The following is a 24,374-nucleotide window of genomic DNA, read 5'->3' on the forward strand; positions in this document are numbered from 1 at the left end:
TCCTGGCCTTTTTCCTCTATCTTTCCCATAAGATGAAATTCGCATGACAAAAAAATAACCCTTTATACAAATAATTGTTAAAGGGTTACCGTACTTATACTTTTTACTTTTTTCACTACAATTCGATCACCTTGTGCTGGTGGATGAGAAGTTACAAGAAAATGAACAGGTGAACTTGAATCGTTTCGAATTTGGTGGGTTGTTCCGGCAGGTATCTCAATTCCTTGATGCGTAGAAAGTATGAACTCTTCACCATCTTTTTCAATCAACAGTTCTCCGTCTAGCACAAAGAAAAATTGATGGGAGAACACATGATAATGTTTCACCTCAGCTGTAAGAGGGGGCATTCTTTCTTGTATGATGCTTAAGTTTTCTTGTTTTAGAAGATGCCAGCCATCACATGCATCTCCCCACTGATAATGTTCCGCATTTAATGTACTCTTCTTTGACATACACCCTCCAATTATTTCTTCAAAACGTCCTCCAGATTCACTTTCATCCTTTGTGCGCTAGGCGGACAAGTTAAGTTATACTGAAAGACTTTTTGATTAATGGTCTCTACTGTCTTTTTGATGTTAAATTCTACAGTGTACATTTTTAATTCCTCTTTTAGTACGTCTATCTCTTGACCAAGTTTCACCCAATTCGGGAGAATGTTATTATCTTTCATTACTTTATGGAGACGCTTTTCAGGATTGTAAGCAAGATCTTCATCAAGCTTTAGAGGCTTCCCTAATCCTTTTAGATCATCAAATGCACCTTCTTTGCGTGCACGGTTAATGATGGCTGTAATGTGATCTTCGTAAAACCAAGCATTCGTCTGCTCGTCTTTCATTAAAATCTCACGTTTCTGCAGTTCCTTTTCAAGCGACGGTTTTTTGTCCATTACAAAAACCTCCAGGAATAAATTTATTCTATACTTATAGATTATGTTTATTATTCATATTCCCTTGGAAAATTTATGGCAGATTTATTGCGAATTTGTGTACAAATTAAGAACGTGTAAATCTAAGTTCAAACATAAGAAGCTATTGATAAAATTTGAAGAAGAAAAAACGAAAGGAAGCGAATTCTCGCTTCCCTCTCTAAAACTTATTTTTTTAAGAAATACTTCTCAAGATCATCTAACATTAAGTTTGCTGCCTTTACTCCACCTGCTGTATTCCAGATTGCATCACTTACTTTGTATGCTTTATCTGCTTTTACAACTTCAAGGTTATTCCAAAGTGGATTACTTGTCCATTCTTTTTCCGTTTCAGTCGCTTTTCCATCTCCTGCTTCGTACGTAAAGTAGAACAGAATGTCACCATTCATATCAGGGATACGTTCTTGCGTTACTTCTTCCATAAAATCATCCTTGTTTTGATCACCAGGACGGGCAAATCCAATTTGATCAAGAATCACACCAGAGAAAGAATCTTTGTGATAGATACGAGATGTTCCAGGCAAGAAACGAACCACTGAAACTTCTGTTTTTAATTGGTCTGCTGCCTCTTTCTTAATATCTTCAATACGCTTGTCGAATGCAGCTAGAACTTCTTTCCCTTTTTCTTCTTTATCTAGTGCTTTTGCGTATAATTCGAAGTTAATCTTCCAATCACCACGAAGCTCTTCTGTAAATACAGTTGGTGCAATTTTGTTTAGTTCGTCATATTGCTTCTCTTGGCGCTGTTTGTTACCGATGATTAAGTCAGGCTTTAAAGCAGCTATCTTCTCAACGTTTACAGCACTTTCGTCACCTACTACTTCAACGCCATCCATGTCGCTCTTAATGTGATCATACCAAGGATCACCTAACCAAGATTTTACAGCTCCAACCGGTTTTACTCCAAGAGCAAGAACTGCTTCAGTACCTTCGTTTGTTAAAACAACTACTCGCTTGTTTTCCTTAACTTCTGTAGTACCCATCGCATGTTCTACTTTATAGGACTTCGAAGATCCTTCTGATTTCGCTTCTTTTTCTTTATCTTTTCCGCCACACGCTGCCAATGCAAACATCAACGTTAACACTGCTGCAAACGCAAGCCATTTGTATGTAATTTTCTTCATTCGATTTTCTCTCCCCTTTTTATAATGTAAATGATAATGAGAATCAATTACAATTCGTATCATAATATGTTATGAATACGTTGTCAACAACTAAATGATAATGATTTTCAAAGTCATTGACAGAAACATACTTTACTTTTAAACTGATAAATGAGAATAACTTTCATTAATAAAAGAGGCTCTGATGAACGGAATATTATACGGAAATAAAAGTAAGACAGCTGGGCTTATCTTTGGCCTAATAATCGCGCTCATTATAATGGTCTTAAGTGTTGTGCTAGGTTATACGAACACTTCACTTAAACAAGCTATTGAAGCGTATACGGCTTTTAACGGCTCGAACGAACATTTAATTATTCAACTATCTCGAGTTCCGCGTTCACTAGTAGGTATGGCTGTTGGAATCTCTTTGGGGATCTCAGGCGTTCTCATGCAAGCGCTCACTCGAAATCCGATTGCATCTCCAGATATCTTTGGTGTGAATGCCGGTGCTGGATTCTTTATTGTTTTTGGTGTTACTTTCCTTGGACTTTCATCCATACAGCAATTTATGTGGATTGGTTTTTTAGGAGCTGCAGTTGCTGCAGGATTGGCTTATGCATTAGGTTCTGCTGGGCAAGGTGGACTTACACCAGTTAAATTGACACTTGCTGGAGCTGTTATGGCTGCTTTTTTTGCGTCACTTACGCAAGGAATGCTCGTCACTAATGAAAAAGCACTAGATGAAGTTCTATTCTGGCTAGCCGGTTCAGTAGAAGGAAGAAAACTTTCTATGCTAGTCGCAGTCTTACCTGCACTCATAATCGCTTGGTTGATTTCCATCTTATTATCAAGGCAGTTAAACGCCTTTGCACTTGGAGAAGACGTTGCCATCAGTTTAGGTCAAAAAACAGTAGTGTTTAAACTAGTGGCAGCTCTCATGGTTATCATACTAGCTGGAGGATCAGTTGCAATTGCTGGCCCCATCAGTTTCATAGGAATTGTTGTTCCTCATTTTGCTAAATATCTCGTAGGAAATGATCACCGCTGGATCGTACCATACTCTGCAATTATCGGTGGCATTATGCTCGTCGTTGCAGATATCGGCGCACGTTATATTATCATGCCTGAAGAAGCACCTGTTGGAGTTGTAACAGCTCTGATCGGTACACCCTTCTTCATATATATTGTTCGAAAAGGAATTTTTCAAAAATGAGAAAGTACTGGGTCTTACAGCGTAAATCATTTTCTTTTTTAATTGATAAAAAAACGACTGTTAGCATAATTGCCCTAACACTCGCAGCAGTAGCTGCCATGCTAATAAGTATCGGTGTCGGTGATATGTATATCGCACCGTGGGATGTTTTCAATGCATTAATCGGAACAGGGCTTGATATTAATCAGCTCATCATTACTGAATTTAGACTACCAAGGGTTATAGTCGCTTTTATTGCAGGAGCTTCACTCGCTCTTTCAGGTGCCATACTGCAAGGTATTATCCGTAACCCTTTAGCCTCTCCTGATATGATTGGAATAACAGGTGGTGCAGGTTTTGCTGCAGTTGCCTTTCTAACTATGTTCAGTGATGACTCAAATAATCTTTTATTAAGTATCAATTATTTACCACTGTTTGCTTTTGGTGGAGCTACTATCGTTGCCTTCTTGATCTATGCATTAGCTTGGAAAGACGGGGTTACACCTATTCGCCTCATACTAATAGGAATCGGGCTAATGGCTTTATTACAGGCTCTTACAACACTCATGATGCTAATGGGACCGATCTATAGAGCAAGTCAAGCCACCATCTGGCTGACTGGAACGGTTTACGGTACTTCCTGGAACGAAGTAAAAGCTCTCATGCCTTGGTTTCTTGGATTAATTCCAGTATTAGTGCTTCTTGTCCGCCGTTTGAACATTCAAGGATTCGGTGATGACCTTACAAAAGGAGCAGGAATCTCCGTTCACCGTGAACGATTTTTACTTTTAATGGTCTGTACGGCTCTAGCTGGTTCAGCAGTTGCATTTGCAGGTGCGATGGGGTTTGTTGGACTTATCGGACCACATATCGCTAGAAGAATTTCAGGCTCGTCTTTCGGCGGCTTGTTTCCAGCCTCGGCTTTGATCGGGGGTATTATGGTCGTTTTGGCAGACCTTGCCGGACGGACCTTGTTCTCACCTTTAGAAGTACCTGCCGGAGTTTTTACGGCGGCGATCGGTGCTCCCTACTTTATCTATCTATTATTTAAAAACCAATAACAGGAGTGGATGACAGATGGCTGTATTAACAACCTCTAACCTAACGTTAGCTTATGGAAAAGAACCGATTATCGACGAGTTGAACCTACAGATTCCAAAAGGTAAAATCACCGTCTTGATCGGAAGCAATGGTTGCGGAAAATCCACTCTGTTACGTTCGATGGCTCGCCTGCTAACTCCGAAACACGGCCATGTATTATTAAATGGAAAAGATGTTGCAAAACGTTCGACTAAGCAAGTAGCAAAAGAATTAGCAATCCTGCCTCAAGGTCCTATAGCGCCTGAAGGATTAACTGTACTGCAGCTCGTTAAACAAGGACGATTTCCTTATCAATCATGGCTGCAGCAATGGTCACGTGAAGACGAAGAAGCTGTAATGAACGCGTTAGATGCAACTAACCTTCTCCCTTTCATGGAAACACCGGTTGATTCACTTTCAGGTGGTCAGCGTCAACGAGCGTGGATCGCTATGACACTGGCACAAGGGACAGAGACAATTCTTTTGGATGAACCTACTACTTACTTAGACATGACGCATCAGATTGAGATACTTGACCTACTTTTTGAGTTAAATGAGAAAGAAAAGCGAACAATAGTTATGGTGCTTCATGATTTGAATCTTGCTTGTCGTTATGCTCATCATATCGTAGCAATTCAAGATAAAACCGTCTACGCACAAGGTGCACCTGAAGAAATTATGAATGAACAATTAGTAGAAGATGTATTCCAGATGTCGAGCACTGTAATTCCTGATCCAGTTTTCGGCACACCAATGTGTATACCATATGGAAAGGGGCGAGTCGTTCGACATGTCAATACTCCTCAGTACGCCTAAGTCAAACGGTTGGACAGCAGAAGAAAAAAAACATATCAGTTCGAACTATCGATTCTCTTTTCAAGCGCCATATGAGAATGAAGTTGTCGTTTCTGCTGAACAACTATTGAGCTCTGATAAATTGCTTCAATTTTTGGATCAAACTGGGCCGCGTATCGGTTCGAACAAACGCCCTGTAACAGCTTCTCTATTCTTTAAACGTTATGCGTATTGCAGTTTAACTTCTTGTTTATATGGGATGACCATCCTTAACAAGTCATTTGATTTGAACATAAAAAATGTCTATCTTATCGACCACAACTCTGACAGCATGTGGCTTCCATCATTCACACTGAAAGATGCATCTGCACGCATTGCTGACGAAAATAGAACAGATTGGCGTTCTTCTGTCATTGAAACACTTTTTAAAGAAAATATGTCTGTTATGTTGAATCATATTGCAAGCACTGCACGTATCTCAAAGGCAACTCTCTGGGAGAACGCATGGATCTACATACGTTGGGTTTATGAAACGTGGTTAAATGAAGAACATCCAGCAGAAGTGAAGAAAAGAATCCAGGAAGATTATGCATTCTTTATGGAAGCACCTGCTTTTCATTTTGGGTTAACGAAGAACCCATTCCATCGTTTTATAGCTCCGATTGGCTGCGGACCTACTAAGACCCGTAAGACTTGCTGCCTTTATTACAAAACAGATAACGGGACTTGCTGTTCTACATGTCCAAAGCGATAAAATCGAGGCTTTATGTCCTCGATTTTTTTTGTTTTTTCTTGATCAATTACGGGTAATTTAGTATAGATAGATTGATTGGAGGCGATTGAATTGATGTGGTTATGGATTTTCTTAGCTGTATGCGCAGCTGCAGCTCTATTTATTTTAATTCCGGGAATTAAAGCTATGAAAGAATCAATGAGTACCGTTCAACAAATGAAGAGCACAGGTGACAGTATCACAGCTCGAATGAATGATGTGAAAACACAGAAACAACTTCTTCAAGAAAAGAAAGATTACTTAAGATACGACATTTACCAAAAGAAAAATAGTTTTACAGCTGTTAAAGAAGGATTCACAGATTTAAAAGATACCTTTAAGAAAATAAAAAACTAAAGGAATATGATAACCATGCGGATTACAACTTTTGTAATGGCTGCGATCGAACAGCCTGATCAGGAAACATTGAGTGAATTGCACGAGGAGGAATTGCCTTCTTACGAAATCTCAAAAAAAGGGTTGTACACCGTATATTCCTTGGAATCTGGTGAACGTTTAATTCAGGATGAAAACGATACGTGGTATGTGTGTGCTTCTTTTGAAAGAAAAACGCTTCACGAAATCAAATATGGCAGGCAGCTTTTTCCCCCGCCTTACAATGATATTCCTATTGAACAATTACCTTTTGTAGAGTTGCTACAGCGAAATAAATGGACCCCGTTAAACGTGCATTACGATAAAGCGCTATGCCATGTAGTCGCTGAAGTAGATGATATTGACTCCGTGTCATTAGAATTTCAATCAAGACTCGCTCATGCTGATGGAGATGATGACCCACAAGTTGCACACACCCTTCATTACATAGAATCTAAGCTAAACGGTAAACGCACTCGGTTTATTTCAGGCTGGGAATCTCATTCTTTTGCAACGATAACGGAAAGTCATGAATTTGCTCAAAATATACTTATTCCTACTTCTTCTTGGCTTTATCTTTTATATTTTGAACATTTTTCCCATCATAAAGGCGCGATTCCTTCAGACCAGATGATGCCACGATTATTAGGTAATCTGTGGGCTTCGACAGGAAATGAAGTTTCTTATAATAAGGAACTTCTGCAGATTAAAAAGTTATAAGTAAAGCCTCTAGCATTTTCGCTAGAGGCTGATTGTTTATTTAACAACAAGTTTTGATACCATATCTGCATGACCGTTTCCACATGGAACGCTGCATCTTAATGTATATTCACCAGGCTTTAAATTCACTACATCAGAAGAACCACCTGATACGTTCACGTCTTCTCCCTCGATCATTACCGCGTGGTTACCATCAACGTTTTCTAATTTAAGAGCTACGTCTTTATTTGCTGGAATTTCATACTCTTTTTTATCGAATTTAAAATTACTAGCTTCAATTGTAATCGTTTCTTCCGCATTTTTAGTGCTTTTTTCTTTGTCTTTTCCTCCACCGCAAGCTGCTAGTATTCCAATAGCAAGAACTGCGATTGCTGCAAGCCAAAAAGATTTTTTAAGCATGGAAAATCCCTCCTAGAGTGTTTCTACTATCATTATAACCCCCTTTTATAACAACTAGTATGGAGAAACTGTGACAGATAACGAATTCCGAAAATACAGTCCGCTAGTTTTCGGACTATCTTTCTAGCTTCTTATATTCTTCATGAATCTGTTTAGACGTTTCATCGATCTCTTCTCCCCAATGGTCGTTCACCTTTGTAACGATAACTTTTCCTTCCTTATCGATCAGTGCGTAACCACGTTTAGCTACACTATCTCCTTTCATATCCAGGTGTTTAATGAGCTTAAATTCCGGATCAGATAAAAACGGAAAAGCAGGCTTCATCTCTTGGTGAAGAAAAGACAAATGCTCGATCGTATCAGAGCTTACCGCATAGATATTTACATCCATATCTTTAAATACATCAATATTTTCATTCAGCTGAACCAGCTGCTTTTGGCAGAGTCCTCAGCCAGCAGTTGTAAATAAAAAGATGAGGGAGGGTTTGTCTGATGGAAAAACAACAACTGGTTCACCGTTTTGGTTCTCTAGCTTTGCTTCTTTTAATTTCGAATCGTTTCCACATCCCGCTGAAACGAGCATTAGAATTATTATTAAACACATACTGAGATCTCTATGTATCTTTTTCATACAAATCCCCTTTCTTAAATTTAAAAGAATTACGTATGGTAATCTATAATCTCTACGACCTATCATTTATTATAATAGTAATAGGTAGAGCCTATACAATAAATTCAAAAATGAAGGATGTTTACATGTTAAAAAAGAAATTGCTAGTCTCTATTATTAGTATCGTATTCCTCATGTCTGGCTGTAGTTATTTGACTTCTAACGATGAACAACGAATTCCCGTAGAAGTTGAAAAAGTTGTTGACGGAGATACGATTAAAGTTCGAGTTGATGGGAAGCTAGAAACTCTTCGTTTTCTGCTCGTGGATACACCAGAAAGTGTCCATCCTTCAAAACCCATACAGCCGTTTAGCAAAGAAGCCAGTAAACACACAGGAAAGATGTTAGAAGACGCTGATGTTGAGTTAGAGCTTGGAATTGGCGAACGAGATAAATATGGTCGTCTTCTTGCTTATGTTTATGCAGATGGACAAAGCGTTCAGGAAAGCCTGCTAAAGAATGGATTAGCACGTGTAGCCTATGTGTTCGAGCCGAATACGAAGTATGTAGATCATTACGAAAGTATTCAAGAGCAAGCTCAAAAAGATGGTGTTGGTATTTGGAGCATAGAGAACTATGTTCAAGAAGAAGGGTATGTTTCAGGTGATGTAGAGAAAACTGATAACCAAGCCAAAAATGAAGAATGTACGATAAAAGGTAACATCAGCTCCTCTGGAGATAAAATTTATCATCTGGAGAGTGGACGATATTATAAGGTGACAAAGCCCGAAATATGGTTCTGCTCAGAAAAAGAGGCTATGGATTCGGGATTTAGAAAATCTAAACAATAATAAAAATCGCTGATGACTTTTAATAAAAAGTCATCAGCGGTTTTATTTATTAACAGCAATCATCCTGTCCGAGCATCACAAGACCTGATCCATATTTAGAATCTTCAAAGTCTAGTTTTAATTTGGCGGTCTGTTCCTTAATCCTTGGATCAAACGCCACTCGTATTCCGTTAATCTCTTCTATAATATCTGTGTTTTCAGGCTCATCCAGAGCCAAGCCAAGCTTAGGACCGCCTCAGCCCATACCTGAGAAGTAAACTCTTATTCCATTGGCGTTGTTCATTTTGAGCACTTCTTCTATATACTTCTTTGCGCTTAATGTAATATCCATAACCATCACCTCTTAAAAGAAGTATAACGCAGAAGTGATGTCATCGTCTAAGAAAGGGCTTAATCTACTCCTCTTAAAGAGAGAGGTAAAGTAATATCCAACAATCGTGTCCACTGTAGACGTACAAAATTAGTGAAAGTGTATTTGTCTAGGGTCTGTCCCCCCCTCGCAGTTGTTTAAGCACTTGCTCTATATCTCCAGGGGGGAATCCGCAGATTTCCATTGCTTCAGTCACTTTCGCAGCGATATTTTCTTTCCCTTGATGTTCTTTAATGCGCAGAAGCAACTCATTAACTTTAGCTGCATCATACATTTCATGATAACTCTTAATAAATGTATCCATCTCAATCCCTCTCCTTTCGTTTTATATTGCGGTAGCCATATATATGTTGTGTACAGCCCTCGTTAGAATTTGTCTATGCATCATTTGAAGAATAATAAAAAAGCCCGGTAATTAAATACCAGGCTTTCACGTGTAAGATCGTATGATAGCGATAATTATTTCTTCTTTACTTTATAAAGAATGAACAAAAAGATGACAACAACAGCTAAAATCATGATTCCGCGTGTGTAAGGAGCTGCGATCGTTTTAATATCCTCCCAGTTAGATCCAAGGCGGCTTCCTAATTCAATAAAGAAAATCGACCAAGGAATTACAGCTAATGTTGTGAACAATGTAAACTTAGCGAATGACATTTTTGCGATTCCCGCTGGAATGCTGATCGCATGTCTCACGACTGGAATGAATCGTGCAAAGAATATGACGCCTGTTCCATATTTATTGAACCATCTTTCCGATAAGTCGATCTGCTTTTTTGAGATCAGTACATACTTTCCATACTTCTCAAGAAACGGACGGCCTCCGTAATATCCCATCCAATACAGAAAAAGCTGTGCAATAGTTCCACCAATCGTTCCCGCAATAACACTCAGCGTGAAGTTTAAGTGTCCTTGTGACACCATATACCCTCCATAAGATAAAACCAACTCACTCGGAATCACTTCCACCATTAAGCCAAGTGCAATCCCAAGATGTCCTAAACTCATAATCCATTCTAATAGAGAAATCACTAAATCTTTCATTATATCTCCTTTAATACTTTTTCATTTTATGCCGATAACAAAGCCTGTCCAAGCTGCTATTAGTCCTAATATATATGTAAGGAATAAATATGATAGACCTTTTTTAGCATTACTCTTTAATATAGCAACTGCTTCAAATTGCAAGGTGGAAAACGTGGTAAGAGCCCCTAAAAAGCCAGTCGCATAAATAGAAGTCATTAAACCGTCTCCTTCATCTGCCACATACCACCCTAACAGAAACGATCCAATAATGTTAACAGCTAAAGTTCCCCATGGGAAGTCCTTGTTCATTCTTTGACTAACTAAGAAACGAACAACTGCCCCTAATGCTCCACCTGCAGCTACAGCTATCATTTGTCCTATCATTAATCTGTACCTGCTTTATCGCTTGTAATCGAACCCAACTTCATCCCAAAGTATATAGCGATAACACCTATGCTTGCACTAGTGGTAAAATACAAAAACGCCGTAGTATAAAACTGCTCGTCGATCAATAACACGATTTCTGTGTTAAATGTAGAGAATGTTGTAAAAGAACCGATTAAACCCGTCTGTAGGGCTATACTTAAATTGTTATTCTTTAATCGATTCAAGCCAAAAACAACAAACCAGCCTAGAATAAAACTGCCAATTACGTTAACAAAAAAAGTAGGAAACGGAAACGATGCTTCTGGGTTGAAGAGGAGGCGGCCGCACCAAAAACGCAGCAATGCTCCGACAATTCCACCCAATGCCACTGCAAGTATTTTCACCTAAAATAATCCCCCTATATGTACAAAAAGATTAAGACATTCAGCCTTAATCTTTCGTAGCTTCCTTATTCCAGATTAAATTTGCACAATACTTGATAATGTCCCGTCTTCTAATAATTCCAATAAAATGGCCGTCATCATCTGTTACAGGTATAAAATTTTGGTCGGTAGACAAAGTAATAAGATCTTCCATATTAGAGTTGATGGAAACAGAGATATTATTGATCCGCTGAGGTACGTTCACTAGCTTCGTTTTTAATACTTCATCATACCCTTTGTCAAAGGCTTCTCTAAGTTTCCATAAAAGATCGCCTTCCGTTAACGTTCCTATGTAACGGCCTTCTTCTGAGACGAGAGGCACAGAGGTGTACTTGTGGTAGGATAACTTTTCAAGTGCCTGTCTCATCGTTGCTTCTGGGTTCAAATACTTCACTTCATCTTTAGGCAACAAATAAAAAGCAATATTCATGTTAGTACGCGCTCTCCTTTTTAAGCCTGATTCACGCTTATTAAAACGCTTAGATAAAAAACATCTTCTTTATTATACCAAAAAGGACATCTATCTGCTTGTAAAATCACTCTTTAGAGATTCGTTTTAGATATCTAATGAAAATATGTAAATGTTAGAGAAAATAATTTACAAATCGGAATCATTCCGCTTATAATGAGTAAGGATTGTTTGAAAGGAGAGAAAGCTAAATGCGAACGATAAGCTTATTAAGCGTAACGATAATGTTGATTCTATCAGCGGCATGCGGTAATAATAGCACATCTGATCAAAAAGAGGGTACAATGAAAATCTACACGACCATGTATCCATTAGAATATTTCACTGAAAGAATTGGAGGCAAACATGTAGAAGTATCTTCTATTATACCTCCTGGTGCTGATGCACACACGTATGAACCTTCTACAAAAAAGATGGTTGAAATGACTGAAGGTGATGCGTTTGTTTATAACAAACTCCAGTCTGATGAATTCTCATCTTCTGTTGCAGATACATTAAAAGAAGAAGAGATGCCTATTATTAATGGTGCCAAAGGAATATCCTACCACGAATCTGCAGAACATGAAGGCGAAGAGCATGCACATGAAGATGATCACGCACATAAGGAAGAAGAACACCACGACCACGGTTCATTAGATCCTCATGTTTGGCTTGATCCTGTTCTCGCACAGCAGATCGCTAATAATATTTATAACGGACTCGTAAAATTAAACCCTGAAGCTAAGGCTGATTTTAAAAAGAATCATAAAGCCCTCATTGCTGATTTAGAGGAATTGGATTCAGCATTTAAAACTAAAGTGGAAGATGCGCCAAAGAATTCGTTCATCGTCTCTCATGCTGCTTATGGCTATTGGGCAGAACGCTATGGACTTGAACAGATTGCAATCAGCGGTCTCTCACCATCACATGAGCCTAGTCAACATCAGATCGAAGAGATTATTGAAACCGCAAAAAAAGAAAAAACCAGCTATATTTTGTATGAAGAGAACGTGAATAACAAAGTAGCTGCAATGATAAAAAAGGAAGTCGGTGCGGAAACCCTCACTCTTCATAACTTAGAGACATTAACGAAAGACGATATTAAAAAAGAACGAGATTACCTATCAATCATGAACCAAAACATTGATACACTTTCAAAAGCATTACAATAAACAAAAACGCCTAGGAAAAAAAAATTTCCCAGGCGTTTTTTTATATCGCATCAAGCATCTTAAACTGAGATACGACAAGGTGATAATAAATGCCTTCTGCATGCATAAGCTCCGCATGACTTCCTTGCTCCATAATCTCACCGTGATCGAGAACGACGATATTATCTGCCTCTCTGATCGTAGAAAGTCGATGTGCAATGATGATTGCTGTTCTTCCCTTCAAAAGCGTCTTTAAGGCTCTTTGTATCTTTTGTTCAGATTCTGTATCGATACTTGCAGTTGCTTCATCCAGTATTAAAATATCAGGATCTGCAAGAAGTGCTCTTGCAAACGAAAGAAGCTGTCTTTCACCAACTGATAAAACATTTCCTCTTTCCTCTACTTCTGTTTCATAGCCATTCGACAGTCTTTCGATAAATGCATGTGCACCAACTGCTTTTGCAGCATTCTTAACATCTTCATCGGAAGCACCGGGTCTTCCAAAGCGAATATTCTCTTTAATCGTCCCTGAAAAGATAAAAGTATCTTGAAGAACAACACTTACTTTTTCACGAAGACTCGCTAGATTAACGTCTTTTAAATCTTTCCCATCAATCTGTACCGTACCCGATGTAGGATCATAAAATCGGCTGACTAAGTTCGCAATCGTCGTCTTACCTGACCCTGTATGGCCGACAAGTGCGACCGTCTGACCCCCTTGAATCGTTAGATCGATCCCTTTTAATGCTTTTCGATCAGCATTATAGGAAAACTCAACATCCTTAAACTGAATTTCTCCTTTAATTTTTGAAAACAAATAAGCATTTTCTTTTTCGTGAACATTCGGTTTTTCATCTAAAAATTCAAAGATTCTTTCAGATGAAGCCATTCCTACTAAAAGCTGATTGTAAACTTGCCCAAGTCGAGAAATCGGCTCCCAAAACATACCAAGATAAAAAGCAAACGTAACAAATACCCCAATTTCAAGTGCCTCACCTTGTATTAAGTAGGAACCAAACCACAATAGAATGGCTGTTCCAATCGCATTAGACATTTCAACAAACGGCCTGAATAAAGCGTTTTGTTGTGTCGCCGTTTTCCAGCTATCATATGTTTCATTATTCACTCCATTAAAGAAGTCCATGTTTTCTTTTTCTTGCGTGTACGATTTAGTCACTCGTATCCCCTGTATGCTCTCATTCAGATGTGAGTTGAGCTTAGCTTGTTTTATACGTACCACTTGCCAAGAACGCCTGATCTTTTTTCGAAGACTTGTTGAGATGAAGAACATAAGCGGCAAGATGACCATAATCGCTAGTGTTAGCTCTGGGCTGTATATAAACATGATGACGATGATACCAAACAAGAGAATAATATCCATCAATACGTTGATGACACCATTCGTAAACAAATCTTGTAACGAGTTTACGTCGTTAATGATACGAACAAGAATGGAGCCCGCAGAACGCTGATCGAAAAAGCGGTGTGACAGACGCTGTATATGCTTAAACAGATGCTGACGGATGTCGTAGATCACATATTGCCCAAGATAGTTCATCCATTTAATCCGCAATGTATTTGCACCCCAAGATAAGAGGTAGAGGCCCGCGATCGCAATGATTAAAGTAACAAGAAGGTTCGTATCTTTGTTCTTAATCGCATGATCAAACGTCAGAACACCTATAAAAATAGGTACGACAAGTCTTACTGCAGTCGAAACCATCATCGCGATTATTGCCTTTGGCAACAAGTTCTTGCTGTAAGGCTTCATGTATTGAAACAATCGAATAATCTGTCCCCAGTTGAACGGTTTATCGATCACTTGTTCAGAAGAATATTTAAAACGAGGCGATCTCTTCATCTGTGATTCCTTTGAATGCTGCATCCTCCCTACACCCCCTGCCCGTTCATTTGAAACACTTTATCTTTGTCTTGATACTGAATATCATAAATTTTACGATACGCTCCTGATTCTTGCTGTATCAGTTCTTCATGTGTACCACGTTCAATCACTTTTCCTTTTGACAGAACAAGTATTTCATCAGCATGTTTTAAAGAGGAAATACGATGAGCAATAATAAATGTCGTTCGGTCGCTCATCACTTCTTTTAGAGCCTTTTGTATCCTAAATTCTGTTTCCATATCTACAGCACTCGTGGCATCATCAAGGATTAAGATAGTTGGGTCGATAAGAATCGCTCTAGCTATTGAGATCCTCTGCTTTTGTCCTCCTGATAGGCCAAGTCCTCTCTCTCCTAATATCGTGTCGTAACCATCAGGAAGCTCCATGATAAAGTCATGAGCTTGAGCCCTTTTCGCTGCATCGATAATATCATCCATTTCTGCATATGGGTTACCGTAAGAGATGTTATCTTTTATCGTTGACGAAAACAAAAAGGACTCCTGAAGAACGGTACCAATGTTTTTCCTGATCGTTCTTAACGAATAATCTTCAAGTGGTTTACCATCTATTGCGATCGTTCCCGATTCAGGATTGTAAAACCTAGATAGTAGTTGGGTAATGGATGTTTTCCCAGAACCCGTGGCACCGATCAATCCAATCGTCTGACCAGGTTTTGCTGTAAAAGAAATATCTTTTAGTGCTCTTTTTTTCTCGTTCTTATAACGATGTGTGACATTTTTGAACATCACTTCTCCATGAAAGCGAACCGTTTCAAGCTCACGATCTTTTCCTTCCATCTCAAGTGGTTCGTCTAACACTTCCAACAGACGTTCTCCTGATGCTTTAGATTGAGAGAAAGTGTTCATGATAAACCCTAGATTCATAATGGGTCCCATGATATACCAAACAAGACTAAAGAACGCCACGAGCTCTCCAGCCGTCAGGTTCCCTTGAATAACAAGATAGCCACCATAAGCAAGCAGTAAAACGACAGATAGATTTCCGATCAATTCCATTACCGGAAAGTATTTAGCCCAAATATGAGATGTGTTTAAGTACTGAGACTTATAATCTTCATTAGAAGAATCAAACTTATTAATCTCAAAATCTTCACGTGATAACGATTTAACAGTGTTGATTCCACTAATATTCTCCTGAACCTTTGTATTAAGATTTGCCATAGACTTACGAATTCCCCGGAAAGCCGGATGAACTTCTTTATCAAACTTGTAAACAACGAGTACGAGGAAAGGCATCATACAGAGTGTGATGAGTGCTAACGGAACCGAGTAGAAGAACATGACGGAGAGACTAAAACCAATGATTAGTACAAAATTGATAAGCTGTGAGAATCCAAAAGAAAGAAAAAAGCGAAAACCTTCAACATCAGCGGTTAACCTCGACATTAAATCTCCAGTCTTTGCATTATCATAATAGTCGAATGGAAGAAACTGCAGCTTTTCATATAGAGATTCACGAAGTTCATAAACAGAACGAATACCGAACAGATCTCCATAAAACTGGTGAGTGTATGTAGCTGCCCCTTTAATTACCATCAGAAGTATAAAGCCTACCGCAACATATGGTACGGTTGAATATTCCCCTTTAATAATGATTTCATCGATAGTAAATTGTAAGACCATCGGATAAACGACTGTGATTCCAGACACGAGTATTAAAGTCAAGATCGACCAGTAAAAGTACTTTTTATACGGCCAATAAAAATCTTTTAATCTCTTAAATGTATCCAACCCCATCACCTTCCCCCTTCTAAAAATTAAAAGACAATATACATCATATAACAGAATAGTTAGAAAAAACTATCTATTTGCTCATCATCTTTACTAAAAACGAAATAAATATTTCACTTTGTTATCTTTCCTATAGTACGAAAAAAAGCCCCGATATATTCGAGGCTTTTCCTTTAACGCTTTCTTCTAAATGCAAAAAATGACACGATAGCGATCACGATCACTAGACCAATGGTTAATGGAGCAAAATAAGTTGGATTATTAGGCTTTTCATTTTTTTCTTGATCAGTCAATTCTTTTTCAGCATTGTCTTCTTGTGTACCGTTATCTGTAGCATCCTCATTTGGCGCTTCTTCTAAGGCAGGTCGATCAACTGAAAAGGAATAGTCCCCTTCGATTACATGACTATCAGCTCCAATGATCTTATACGCTACCGTATAGTTTCCATTTTCAAGCGGATTGGTGATTGCTCCAGTCATTTGATCATCTTCTACACTAATCTGAAGAGGAATCTCTTTATCACCATTTTTTAACGTCATCGTACTTAAAGACTCAATCTTCGTAGAAAATGTTAACACCACTGCTTCAAGATCTGTTGTTACTTTCTCACCTTCAGCAGGGGTTGAAGTTTCAAGTTTAGAATGAGCAGACGCCGATAATGGCAGTTGGAATACGATCGTAAATAATAAGAAGAATGGTATAAGTATCTTTTTCATAAGTTGACTCCCTGTCACGTATTTTCTTTCTATCTTCATTAAAACAAAGAATATATGTTCTTCACAAGTATCCAGTCTTTACAAATCGTTGACACTTTCATGGTCAAACATACATTTAAAGCCTATTTTAATGGAATCTGGGCTCCTGCCCACTTCAAATATGAAAACAGGCATAGGATATATGGAATTAACAATTGCAAGAATTAAAGGAGGAAAAATCGATGGGTTATTCTTATGGCAATTCTTTCGCATTGGTAGTAGTGTTATTTATTCTATTGATTATTGTTGGGGCAGCTTGCTTCTGCTAATAATGAATGGGGTGAAAGGAGAAAACCGGCTTAGGCCGGTTTTTTCTTTTGGATATTTCGCAAATCTTGGTGTTCTTGAAAGTGGTTGATTTCCGCTCCAGGTTGCTCGCTTTCCGCGGGGCAGGCGGTGAGCCACATTTTGGCGTTTCACTTTTAAGTGTCTCACCTGCCAGCCTGTCCCGCAGGAGTCTCGCACCTTGCGCTCCAATCAACTTGCAGGTGAAGAAAATTAAATAATGGTGTGAAGCAACAATCCCTTAGAAAAGAGCAAAAAATCCCAAGACGAATATCGCCTTGGGATTTCTATTACTAGTTACTGCTTAACTACTTTCTGTATATCCAGACCATTCCTGCCGAATTATCCTTAGCTTCTCCGATAACTTGGAAATTCAACCCTAACTTAGGCACAAGTCTACCTGCGTCGTCGATAACGCCTCCAGTTGCAGAACCATTATAATCTTTATAGTCAATGTATGCTTTAGAGTCATCAAAACCAGTTACTCCTTTAAGTCCTTTGTAGTCAAAGATTCCACGTGATGATGAATTGATGTACCACGAAGGCGCTTTGTCAAAAGAGAAAGCTGCATCTGCTACTTGGTAGCGTGTACTTTGTGCAACAGTAGGTTGTCCATTTAAAGTACCAACTAGTACTTCCGGATGAGAATCAACTACACCTAAGAATCCTTCACCCGGATGAACACCGACCCAGTTATCTGTTTGGCTTTCATCAGCATACCAAACTACTAATCCAGTATTGTATTTTACGCCACGAGAGAAAGCTAGTGCCTTATCAGATCCTACGTAGTTTCTCCATTCTAGATAATAGTAGTGATCTTTATAGTTGGTACCATTATTCACTTCAAATCCTTTTAAAGTAAATTTCGGTGTGCCTTCCGCATCGTCTGCAAACACCACTTCTTCGTCGACAGTCAGCTTTGCATTGTCTAAAGCAAACCCTTCGAGAGCTAATCCACCATCAGTAACATACTCAAAAACAAGCTGAACTTTTTTACCAGCAAATTGACTTAAGTCATAGGATTTATCTTCCCACTTACCATTAGATGTTTCTGCAACTTGCATTCCATTTGTATCCTCATCACCAATTACATCAATTTCTACTTCTTCACCATCACTTGTAATTGCGTTTACATAAAGATAGTCATAATCATATTCAATTTCATAGAGGGTTTTGTAATCAAATTTTGCGGTTTTAGCATTCGTTAAATCAAAAACAGGTGTTGTCATAGTTGTATTAAGATCATCACCTTTTGTGCTGTAATAGTATTTCTCCCCAAAAGCAGGTTCAATGCCTTTAACTTCTTTTTTAGGAAGATTCACTTTAACGATACCAGGGTTTTTTGATTTTGTAACCGACTGGTCAATATTGGCGAGTACTCCGAATTTACCAATTTCATCATAATTTACTTCTTCGATATTAGCCCAGTTTCCGCCCATGGTCTTTTGAAAGAACTCTTTATTTTGAGGAGAGAAACTTGTTGGAGTTGTACCTGCAATGTTTCCATTCCAGCTTCCTCCACTCATAATGGACCAGGATGCAACAGGCTCACCATCTCCAGTGTACTGAGTATCATACTCATCTGGCAGCCCTAAGTCATGACCATATTCATGTGCAAATACTCCCACTGCACCATCTTCAGGCTGTATTGTGTAGTCGTAAGCAGCCATTTTACCGCCCCAATAATCTACCTTTGCAGTAGTGTTCGGAACTGGAAAGACTCCGTTTAGAGTCCAACGATGTGACCAAATTGCATTGTCACCCAGTTTTCCTCCACCGGCTTCCTGACCAGTTCCAGCGTGAATGATCATTAAGTGGTCAACCAATCCGTCTGGCTCATTTTGATCACCATCACCATCAAGATCGTATAAATCAAATTGATCATACTCTGACAAATCCATACCGGATGCTGCAGCAGCTTTTAATGCCTCTTTAACTAAATCCCTTGGTCCAAGCGGAGCTAAGTTATCATGTCCTCCAGCTGGATTATCATCACCATAATCAGCTGCTTTACCTGGAACAGTTAACCACTCAGAAACTGTGCCATCTACCGTATAACTTCCTCCAGACTGCTCTTCATAATATTGTTTAAAAGTCTTTACTTTTTCTCCGTTAAACAATTTGAAATCTTTATCACCGAACATTAATTTTTCATAATGCTCTTTACTAAAATCTTCAGCATACATATATCCAGTTTCTTGAACAACATTGTTATGTTTAAAGTCCTCAAATTCAGTTAATAGTACCAAAACCTTATCTTCTCTAACTCCCCCATTGTATTTGGCCGGTTTGGCAGGGTCTACATTAACAATCCCATCAGACTTCCCTTTTTTAAGATTGCCTTTATTAAGCTGTTTTTTAAGCTTGTCTTTTTGCTTCTTCAAAAAGTCTTTAGTCTTTTTATCCATCTCATCATGGTGCTTTTTATCATGGCTCGTTTTATGACCTTTTGCGTTGTTCTTTTTCTCAATGTACTGCTTTACTGCTTTTTGAACTTCTGCTGTTGATGCATTTTCAGAGATAATTCCTCTTGCTTGAAGCACTTTACCTAAACGTTCCTGATCCACGATGTTGAGATCGATAGGAGCAGATTCTACTGCACTCGCAGAAACTGTCGGCTGCTGTCCTGCTGGATTAGCAAATGCACCTGTAAATAGTGCTGAAGCAAATATCGTTGTTGCTGTAACGCTTGAAAACACCCTTAAACCCATTTTTTTCCCTACCACTTCATTCACCCCTATGTAAACAGATTAGTAGGAATGTCCATTATTAAGAACAACCTGAGAGAATCATAACAATTTGTCTAAATATTGTAAATGTTTATTTTGCAACTATTTATTTTCTGATAAAACTAGATGTTCTTCGACAATAAAACTTAAAAAAGAACTCAGCATCATTCTGCTGAGTCCTCTTCGTTGTCTTTTTGTAAATTCCCGGTAACTGTTGCTGCATTCTCACCGTATTCTTCTTTTAAATTCCAATACGCTTCGAGTGCACGTTGGCCGATGTATTTATTGATCTTTTGATTTCCGTTCTGCGGCGTACCTTCTGGGACCACTACTGCAAAAGCAATCTCAGGATTCTCAAATGGTGCATATCCTACAAGTGTAAGATTATGCTTTTCCACAATGTTCCCTGTACGAGGGTGTCTGATAATACGTTGAGCAGTTCCGGTTTTCCCTGCTGGATTATGATATTTTTCAGGGTCATCGAAATAGCCTTTAGCAGTACCTCTAGATCCATGCATAACTTGCCAGAATCCTTCTTGAACGCGTTCAATGTATTTCTGTTCAACATCAATCTTGTTTAAGATCTCTGGTTCAAAGCGTTTCAAAAGTTTACCATGACTTTCTTCATCTGTTGCTGGTTCTCTAATTTCACGAACAAGATGTGGCTTAACACGATATCCATCGTTCGCAATGGTTGATACATATTGAACAAGTTGCATTGTTGTGTATGTATCAAACTGACCGATACCTAAGTCATAGAGAGTACCTGACTCTCCTTCAGGCGGTTTTCCTTCATATCCAACAGCTTCGTTTGGAAAGTCAATTCCTGTTTTTACACCTAAACCATATTGATTAAAGGAATAACGAGCTTTAGCGTACGTTTGTGTCCAATGTTCTGGGCCAATCATACGGTCCATGATGTTAAACATATAAACGTTGGAAGACATCATTAGAGCCTGTAAGTCTGTTATTGGACCCATCGTTCTCCAAGAAGATTTATTCATTTTATTCTTTGTGAAGGGTTTATCTACAATAACTTCTCCCATATGAATCAGTCCCTGTTGAAGACCAGTCAATACGGTAGCGCCCTTTACAGTTGAACCCATTTCATAAGCATCAAATAAGGCTCCATAAGAATCATTCTTAAATTCTCCGTCTTCGTACTTTTTCCCTGCGATCCCTTTTATTTCACCTGTTTTCGGGTTCATCATAACGATGTAAGCTGAGTCTAGAAGATCATTTCCTCCTAGTGGCTTTGCTCGCAAAATTTCTTCCTCGAGAATCTTCTCTAAATGAAATTGTAGTTCCATATCTAAAGTTAAAACGATATCTTTACCACGTTGACCTGGGATCGTTTTAGGCTCACCAATCGTTGCACCTGTTTTTGGATTTGTTAGGTAAACCGATTTTTCTTTAGTTCCTCGTAAAACATTCTCGTATTGATCCTCTAGACCACTGACTCCCACTTGATCGCTTCTGTCATATCCCATACTCATAAAGTAATCTGTTTTAGATTTAGGAATCTGTTTAACTTGTCCAAAAATGGTAGAACTGCCATAAGGGTAAATTCGTTTCGAATCCGCCATAATATCTACCCCAGGAAGGTCACCTAGGTTCTCAGAGATCACTGAAACTTCTTCGTTGTTCAAATTGGTTTTGATTCGTTGTGCTGAATAAGCATAACCCGTATCCATTGCGCGTTTATAAGCAAGAATCTTAATATCTTTGTCAGTTAGACTATTGATTTCTTCTTCTGTAATCTTATTAACGAGTGAGATGTATTGATCTTTATCGCTTAATTTCTTTTCCTTCTTGCTAAGACGTTCGTCAATCATTTTGGTCACATCTTGTTTCGCGATGAAATAGTCTTTTTTATCGCGCTCTGTGATCTTTTTAATCTGATCTTCTGTAACACCTAGGCGATCAGCTAGCCATTCTGCAATCCGCATCGTGTCTTTTGCTTTTGTATCTACTGTTTTTGTATATGTTAAAGAAAAGAAAGGTTCATTCCCTACGACCTCACGGAAGTTGCTGTCTAACAGCTTTCCTCGTGGCGCTTCTTTCCTTGCAATAACTTCTTCAACTGCTTCAGACTCTAGTCGTTTTTCCTCTCCATTTACGATTTGAAGAACACCTAGCCTTAAAATTAGGACTGAGAAAAGAAAAAAGACGACCAAAAACAAGACATTTAAACGAAAGGGCACTTGCGACTTTTTCTTCTTTTTTTCTGGATCCGCTTTCGTTACCATCATTCCGCTCCTTTTGGAAAAATTCCCGTTAATTTTACAATTATATTACAAAAGCATCTATCTATAGATTACTAGAAGTTGGCCACTATTCCAAGTAATTCATCAAAAAAACCTTATCTTTTTTTGATAAGGTCTTCGTATGTTTATTGAACTGCAGTCACTAATGAATTTGTAGGAACAGGACGACCAAAAAAGTAGCCTTGAGCAAGTTCAACTCCACATCTCAAAGCGATGTCTGCTTCTTCTTTTCTCTCAATTCCCTCCGCTAGTACAACTGCACCTATTTCTCTTGCTACCTCAACGATTTTTTGTATCATATCTTCCTTAGATGCGTCTTCATCACAAAAAGAAACGATTTTACGGTCAATCTTCACATAGTCTGGTTTCAGCTCTTTTAATACAGAAAGTGTTGAATGTCCTGCACCTAAGTCATCTAGTGCTACTTTCATTCCTTGCTCTTGGTAAGCTTGAAGGATACTTTTTAAATGATCGATGTCTGCGATTTCTTCTGTCTCCACCACTTCAAAGACGAGATCGTTTGGGTCTACTCCTGCGTCAGCTGCTGCTTTAAATGTTGTAGCCAGACAATGCTTTGGGTCGTAAATCGATGACGGAAGGAAATTAATGAATCGTTTCAAGCCTGGTGAAACAGCTCCAGCGCTATTTCGAATAGAAGTCATCCTAGCATTTCCGTCCAACAGCGCCTGAAGACCTGCTCGTTCAGCAAACTGAAAAAGTTCATAAGGTTTGAATTCAAATTCTTCAGTTGATGGACGAAGTAAGAACTCATATCCATAAATCTCTCCACTCTGTAAAAAAACAATAGGCTGCGAGTGTGTAGTGAAGAGCTGCTGTTGAATAATGTCATACAGATCGATATGTTTCATTCTTTCGTAAAAATGCTGAAAAGAAATCCAAGGTGTAAAAACACTTATTTCTTCCAATGTGGAAGTAACTGAACAATAATACGATCCCACAGCAATGCCGTTAAATGTTTCAAGTGACTTCGCCATCACATCTTGCAGTTGTATAAGATTATTGTATTTAGCAGATGCAACATTTCCAGAATGAATCCCTTCCAAATCGTTTTCTTTTAGTAAACTTATCAAACTTTGCACTAGCACAGGATGATCGGTACGAATATGAACAAAACCACTTTCTGGAAAATCTCCTGTTGGACGACACTTTGAACACGACATAATAATTACCTCCAAAAAAGAATTGCAAACTTTTGTAAAATTTGCTATTTTATAATTCTGCGCTAAAAAATGAAAACTTCATAAAGGGGGACTTATGGTTTATTGGATTCTTTTACAAAAGAGCTTTATGCGTAACATGCAATACAAGGTGGCGCATCTGATCAATAATGCGGCGAGTGCAATCTTTGGATTTGTTTTCATTGCAATATGGGTCGGTGTACTGCAAGGAAAAGAGAATGAAAGTCCCTACAGTGCCTTAGAGATGACCTACTACATTGCGGCTGTTCAATGTATCCTTTGGTTATCCGGTTTCTTAACGGCAGGACTCAATATTCAAAACGGAGTAAGAAATGGTGCAATCTCTTTAGAACTCGCAAGACCAACAAATTATTTTCTCTATGTTACCTCACAAGAAGTTGGACGATTAATGTATAACTTGTTCTTTCGCTCTCTTCCTATTGGGTTTGTTTTTTCCTTAACGGTAGGCTTTTATATTCCTCAATACATACCGACGTATTTTTTCTTATGTATTTCTATTCTTTTTGCCATAATCATTTCTATTAACCTGCACTACCTAGTAGGAATAAGTGCGTGCTGGACAACGGAGATCGACTGGGCACATTTTGTCAATTTTACATTATTGGTCGGACTCGGAGGACAACTTGTACCTATCGATCTACTTCCAGCTCCCTTATCTTCTATCACACCCTATTTACCTTTTGCCGGTGCCATCTATTATCCTGTTATGATATTTCTAGAGAAAATTTCAAGTGAAGTTCTTCTTATCCAGCTGATTTGGGTTGTGGTTTTAACAAGCTTCAATCTATGGCTAACTGAAAAAGCTCGTCAAAAGTTAGAAATTCAAGGAGGATAA

The 24,374-nt window shown here is 38.5% G+C and carries 27 protein-coding genes and 1 pseudogene; 10 read left to right on the plus strand and 18 right to left on the minus strand.

Translation table 11 applies throughout. The features are described 5' to 3' along the window. Positions 1-77: 77 nt before the first annotated feature. The 3 genes from P4V41_RS05760 to P4V41_RS05770 form a co-directional block, all read right to left on the minus strand. A complete protein-coding gene (locus P4V41_RS05760) occupies positions 78-452 on the minus strand; it encodes a cupin domain-containing protein (protein ID WP_328083845.1) in 375 nt (124 codons plus the stop codon). Between the two features lie 11 nt (positions 453-463). After that, positions 464-886, minus strand: a complete 423-nt coding sequence (locus P4V41_RS05765; protein ID WP_328083846.1) for a DUF1992 domain-containing protein — start codon at positions 884-886, stop codon at positions 464-466. A 206-nt stretch (positions 887-1,092) separates the two neighbouring features. Continuing rightward, positions 1,093-2,049, minus strand: coding sequence for an iron-siderophore ABC transporter substrate-binding protein (locus tag P4V41_RS05770; RefSeq protein ID WP_328083848.1), 957 nt, complete (start codon positions 2,047-2,049; stop codon positions 1,093-1,095). A 184-nt stretch (positions 2,050-2,233) separates the two neighbouring features. On the opposite strand from P4V41_RS05770, the gene P4V41_RS05775 reads away from it, so the two are divergent. The 6 genes from P4V41_RS05775 to P4V41_RS05800 all read left to right on the plus strand — a co-directional run bounded on the left by P4V41_RS05775 (position 2,234) and on the right by P4V41_RS05800 (position 6,965). Next, entirely contained in the window at positions 2,234-3,244 is a 1,011-nt protein-coding gene (locus P4V41_RS05775) for an iron ABC transporter permease (protein WP_328083849.1), read from the plus strand. Further along, complete coding sequence (locus tag P4V41_RS05780; RefSeq protein ID WP_328083850.1) at positions 3,241-4,284, plus strand: iron ABC transporter permease; 1,044 nt, start codon at positions 3,241-3,243, stop codon at positions 4,282-4,284. The genes P4V41_RS05775 and P4V41_RS05780 overlap by 4 nt, the downstream gene beginning before the upstream one ends. A gap of 16 nt (positions 4,285-4,300) precedes the next feature. Further along, positions 4,301-5,119: an ABC transporter ATP-binding protein gene (locus P4V41_RS05785; RefSeq protein WP_328083851.1), complete on the plus strand. Its 819-nt coding sequence runs from the start codon at positions 4,301-4,303 to the stop codon at positions 5,117-5,119. Further along, complete coding sequence (locus tag P4V41_RS05790) at positions 5,094-5,852, plus strand: IucA/IucC family C-terminal-domain containing protein (RefSeq protein WP_328083852.1); 759 nt, start codon at positions 5,094-5,096, stop codon at positions 5,850-5,852. The genes P4V41_RS05785 and P4V41_RS05790 overlap by 26 nt, the downstream gene beginning before the upstream one ends. Before the next feature lie 90 nt (positions 5,853-5,942). Next, positions 5,943-6,227 carry a hypothetical protein gene (locus P4V41_RS05795; protein ID WP_328083853.1) on the plus strand — a complete coding sequence of 95 codons (285 nt, stop codon included), beginning with the start codon at positions 5,943-5,945 and terminating at the stop codon, positions 6,225-6,227. Positions 6,228-6,242: 15 nt separating this feature from the next. Continuing rightward, on the plus strand, positions 6,243-6,965 hold the full coding sequence (locus P4V41_RS05800; protein ID WP_328083854.1) for a hypothetical protein: 723 nt from the start codon (positions 6,243-6,245) through the stop codon (positions 6,963-6,965). A gap of 36 nt (positions 6,966-7,001) precedes the next feature. Here P4V41_RS05800 and P4V41_RS05805 read toward each other — a convergent pair whose 3' ends face one another. The 3 genes and pseudogenes from P4V41_RS05805 to P4V41_RS05815 all read right to left on the minus strand — a co-directional run bounded on the left by P4V41_RS05805 (position 7,002) and on the right by P4V41_RS05815 (position 7,995). Then, positions 7,002-7,364 (minus strand): cupredoxin domain-containing protein, encoded by a 363-nt coding sequence (locus P4V41_RS05805; protein WP_328083855.1) that lies wholly within the window; start codon positions 7,362-7,364, stop codon positions 7,002-7,004. A gap of 115 nt (positions 7,365-7,479) precedes the next feature. Continuing rightward, a pseudogene (locus P4V41_RS05810) lies at positions 7,480-7,797 on the minus strand (redoxin domain-containing protein); the annotation flags it as partial. A gap of 15 nt (positions 7,798-7,812) precedes the next feature. Beyond that, on the minus strand, positions 7,813-7,995 hold the full coding sequence (locus P4V41_RS05815) for a hypothetical protein (RefSeq protein ID WP_328083856.1): 183 nt from the start codon (positions 7,993-7,995) through the stop codon (positions 7,813-7,815). Positions 7,996-8,120: 125 nt separating this feature from the next. Between P4V41_RS05815 and P4V41_RS05820 the strand changes: the two genes are divergently transcribed. After that, the gene (locus tag P4V41_RS05820; protein ID WP_328083857.1) at positions 8,121-8,825 is read left to right on the plus strand and encodes a thermonuclease family protein; all 705 of its coding nucleotides are present in this window, start codon (positions 8,121-8,123) and stop codon (positions 8,823-8,825) included. Between the two features lie 49 nt (positions 8,826-8,874). Here P4V41_RS05820 and P4V41_RS21640 read toward each other — a convergent pair whose 3' ends face one another. From P4V41_RS21640 to P4V41_RS05850, 6 genes are all read right to left on the minus strand, one after another. Next, positions 8,875-9,156, minus strand: coding sequence for a HesB-like (seleno)protein (locus P4V41_RS21640; protein WP_419181285.1), 282 nt, complete (start codon positions 9,154-9,156; stop codon positions 8,875-8,877). A gap of 148 nt (positions 9,157-9,304) precedes the next feature. Next, positions 9,305-9,499 carry a hypothetical protein gene (locus tag P4V41_RS05830; RefSeq protein WP_328083859.1) on the minus strand — a complete coding sequence of 65 codons (195 nt, stop codon included), beginning with the start codon at positions 9,497-9,499 and terminating at the stop codon, positions 9,305-9,307. 155 nt (positions 9,500-9,654) lie between these two features. Then, the gene (locus tag P4V41_RS05835; protein WP_328083860.1) at positions 9,655-10,239 is read right to left on the minus strand and encodes a DedA family protein; all 585 of its coding nucleotides are present in this window, start codon (positions 10,237-10,239) and stop codon (positions 9,655-9,657) included. 21 nt (positions 10,240-10,260) lie between these two features. After that, positions 10,261-10,605, minus strand: a complete 345-nt coding sequence (locus P4V41_RS05840; protein WP_328083861.1) for a fluoride efflux transporter FluC — start codon at positions 10,603-10,605, stop codon at positions 10,261-10,263. Next, positions 10,605-10,991, minus strand: coding sequence for a fluoride efflux transporter CrcB (crcB, locus tag P4V41_RS05845; RefSeq protein WP_328083862.1), 387 nt, complete (start codon positions 10,989-10,991; stop codon positions 10,605-10,607). The genes P4V41_RS05840 and crcB overlap by 1 nt, the downstream gene beginning before the upstream one ends. Before the next feature lie 46 nt (positions 10,992-11,037). Further along, the gene (locus tag P4V41_RS05850) at positions 11,038-11,460 is read right to left on the minus strand and encodes a CBS domain-containing protein (RefSeq protein WP_328083863.1); all 423 of its coding nucleotides are present in this window, start codon (positions 11,458-11,460) and stop codon (positions 11,038-11,040) included. A gap of 230 nt (positions 11,461-11,690) precedes the next feature. Between P4V41_RS05850 and P4V41_RS05855 the strand changes: the two genes are divergently transcribed. Continuing rightward, on the plus strand, positions 11,691-12,650 hold the full coding sequence (locus P4V41_RS05855; RefSeq protein WP_328083865.1) for a metal ABC transporter solute-binding protein, Zn/Mn family: 960 nt from the start codon (positions 11,691-11,693) through the stop codon (positions 12,648-12,650). A gap of 40 nt (positions 12,651-12,690) precedes the next feature. On the opposite strand, the gene P4V41_RS05860 is transcribed toward P4V41_RS05855, so the two are convergent. The 3 genes from P4V41_RS05860 to P4V41_RS05870 all read right to left on the minus strand — a co-directional run bounded on the left by P4V41_RS05860 (position 12,691) and on the right by P4V41_RS05870 (position 16,999). Next, positions 12,691-14,514, minus strand: a complete 1,824-nt coding sequence (locus tag P4V41_RS05860; protein ID WP_328083866.1) for an ABC transporter ATP-binding protein — start codon at positions 14,512-14,514, stop codon at positions 12,691-12,693. Positions 14,515-14,519: 5 nt separating this feature from the next. Continuing rightward, positions 14,520-16,283 carry an ABC transporter ATP-binding protein gene (locus tag P4V41_RS05865; protein WP_328084036.1) on the minus strand — a complete coding sequence of 588 codons (1,764 nt, stop codon included), beginning with the start codon at positions 16,281-16,283 and terminating at the stop codon, positions 14,520-14,522. 173 nt (positions 16,284-16,456) lie between these two features. After that, positions 16,457-16,999, minus strand: a complete 543-nt coding sequence (locus tag P4V41_RS05870; protein WP_328083867.1) for a copper resistance CopC family protein — start codon at positions 16,997-16,999, stop codon at positions 16,457-16,459. Positions 17,000-17,220: 221 nt separating this feature from the next. Here P4V41_RS05870 and P4V41_RS05875 point away from each other — a divergent pair, with 221 nt between their 5' ends. Next, positions 17,221-17,307, plus strand: coding sequence for a YjcZ family sporulation protein (locus P4V41_RS05875; RefSeq protein ID WP_082820548.1), 87 nt, complete (start codon positions 17,221-17,223; stop codon positions 17,305-17,307). A gap of 324 nt (positions 17,308-17,631) precedes the next feature. Here P4V41_RS05875 and P4V41_RS05880 read toward each other — a convergent pair whose 3' ends face one another. From P4V41_RS05880 to P4V41_RS05890, 3 genes are all read right to left on the minus strand, one after another. Then, the gene (locus tag P4V41_RS05880; protein WP_328084037.1) at positions 17,632-20,034 is read right to left on the minus strand and encodes an immune inhibitor A domain-containing protein; all 2,403 of its coding nucleotides are present in this window, start codon (positions 20,032-20,034) and stop codon (positions 17,632-17,634) included. A gap of 182 nt (positions 20,035-20,216) precedes the next feature. Continuing rightward, complete coding sequence (locus P4V41_RS05885) at positions 20,217-22,301, minus strand: penicillin-binding protein 2 (RefSeq protein ID WP_328083868.1); 2,085 nt, start codon at positions 22,299-22,301, stop codon at positions 20,217-20,219. Between the two features lie 143 nt (positions 22,302-22,444). Then, positions 22,445-23,500 (minus strand): EAL domain-containing protein, encoded by a 1,056-nt coding sequence (locus P4V41_RS05890; protein ID WP_328083869.1) that lies wholly within the window; start codon positions 23,498-23,500, stop codon positions 22,445-22,447. Positions 23,501-23,594: 94 nt separating this feature from the next. Here P4V41_RS05890 and P4V41_RS05895 point away from each other — a divergent pair, with 94 nt between their 5' ends. Next, positions 23,595-24,374 carry an ABC transporter permease gene (locus P4V41_RS05895; protein ID WP_328083870.1) on the plus strand — a complete coding sequence of 260 codons (780 nt, stop codon included), beginning with the start codon at positions 23,595-23,597 and terminating at the stop codon, positions 24,372-24,374.

Origin of the sequence: Fictibacillus nanhaiensis, from assembly GCF_036213205.1 — a bacterium.
Taxonomy (GTDB): Bacteria; Bacillota; Bacilli; order Bacillales; family Fictibacillaceae; genus Fictibacillus; species Fictibacillus nanhaiensis_E.

What these genes read in the sequence shown, in the direction of transcription:
- P4V41_RS05760 (WP_328083845.1), bottom strand. Translation starts at nt 452, where the DNA reads ATGTCAAAGAAGAGTACATTAAATGCGGAACATTATCAGTGGGGAGAT.
- P4V41_RS05765 (WP_328083846.1), bottom strand. Translation starts at nt 886, where the DNA reads ATGGACAAAAAACCGTCGCTTGAAAAGGAACTGCAGAAACGTGAGATT.
- P4V41_RS05770 (WP_328083848.1), bottom strand. Translation starts at nt 2,049, where the DNA reads ATGAAGAAAATTACATACAAATGGCTTGCGTTTGCAGCAGTGTTAACG.
- P4V41_RS05775 (WP_328083849.1), top strand. Translation starts at nt 2,234, where the DNA reads ATGAACGGAATATTATACGGAAATAAAAGTAAGACAGCTGGGCTTATC.
- P4V41_RS05780 (WP_328083850.1), top strand. Translation starts at nt 3,241, where the DNA reads ATGAGAAAGTACTGGGTCTTACAGCGTAAATCATTTTCTTTTTTAATT.
- P4V41_RS05785 (WP_328083851.1), top strand. Translation starts at nt 4,301, where the DNA reads ATGGCTGTATTAACAACCTCTAACCTAACGTTAGCTTATGGAAAAGAA.
- P4V41_RS05790 (WP_328083852.1), top strand. Translation starts at nt 5,094, where the DNA reads ATGTCAATACTCCTCAGTACGCCTAAGTCAAACGGTTGGACAGCAGAA.
- P4V41_RS05800 (WP_328083854.1), top strand. Translation starts at nt 6,243, where the DNA reads ATGCGGATTACAACTTTTGTAATGGCTGCGATCGAACAGCCTGATCAG.
- P4V41_RS05805 (WP_328083855.1), bottom strand. Translation starts at nt 7,364, where the DNA reads ATGCTTAAAAAATCTTTTTGGCTTGCAGCAATCGCAGTTCTTGCTATT.
- P4V41_RS05815 (WP_328083856.1), bottom strand. Translation starts at nt 7,995, where the DNA reads ATGAAAAAGATACATAGAGATCTCAGTATGTGTTTAATAATAATTCTA.
- P4V41_RS05820 (WP_328083857.1), top strand. Translation starts at nt 8,121, where the DNA reads ATGTTAAAAAAGAAATTGCTAGTCTCTATTATTAGTATCGTATTCCTC.
- P4V41_RS05830 (WP_328083859.1), bottom strand. Translation starts at nt 9,499, where the DNA reads ATGGATACATTTATTAAGAGTTATCATGAAATGTATGATGCAGCTAAA.
- P4V41_RS05835 (WP_328083860.1), bottom strand. Translation starts at nt 10,239, where the DNA reads ATGAAAGATTTAGTGATTTCTCTATTAGAATGGATTATGAGTTTAGGA.
- P4V41_RS05840 (WP_328083861.1), bottom strand. Translation starts at nt 10,605, where the DNA reads ATGATAGGACAAATGATAGCTGTAGCTGCAGGTGGAGCATTAGGGGCA.
- P4V41_RS05850 (WP_328083863.1), bottom strand. Translation starts at nt 11,460, where the DNA reads ATGAATATTGCTTTTTATTTGTTGCCTAAAGATGAAGTGAAGTATTTG.
- P4V41_RS05855 (WP_328083865.1), top strand. Translation starts at nt 11,691, where the DNA reads ATGCGAACGATAAGCTTATTAAGCGTAACGATAATGTTGATTCTATCA.
- P4V41_RS05860 (WP_328083866.1), bottom strand. Translation starts at nt 14,514, where the DNA reads ATGCAGCATTCAAAGGAATCACAGATGAAGAGATCGCCTCGTTTTAAA.
- P4V41_RS05870 (WP_328083867.1), bottom strand. Translation starts at nt 16,999, where the DNA reads ATGAAAAAGATACTTATACCATTCTTCTTATTATTTACGATCGTATTC.
- P4V41_RS05875 (WP_082820548.1), top strand. Translation starts at nt 17,221, where the DNA reads ATGGGTTATTCTTATGGCAATTCTTTCGCATTGGTAGTAGTGTTATTT.
- P4V41_RS05880 (WP_328084037.1), bottom strand. Translation starts at nt 20,034, where the DNA reads ATGGGTTTAAGGGTGTTTTCAAGCGTTACAGCAACAACGATATTTGCT.
- P4V41_RS05885 (WP_328083868.1), bottom strand. Translation starts at nt 22,301, where the DNA reads ATGGTAACGAAAGCGGATCCAGAAAAAAAGAAGAAAAAGTCGCAAGTG.
- P4V41_RS05890 (WP_328083869.1), bottom strand. Translation starts at nt 23,500, where the DNA reads ATGTCGTGTTCAAAGTGTCGTCCAACAGGAGATTTTCCAGAAAGTGGT.
- P4V41_RS05895 (WP_328083870.1), top strand. Translation starts at nt 23,595, where the DNA reads ATGGTTTATTGGATTCTTTTACAAAAGAGCTTTATGCGTAACATGCAA.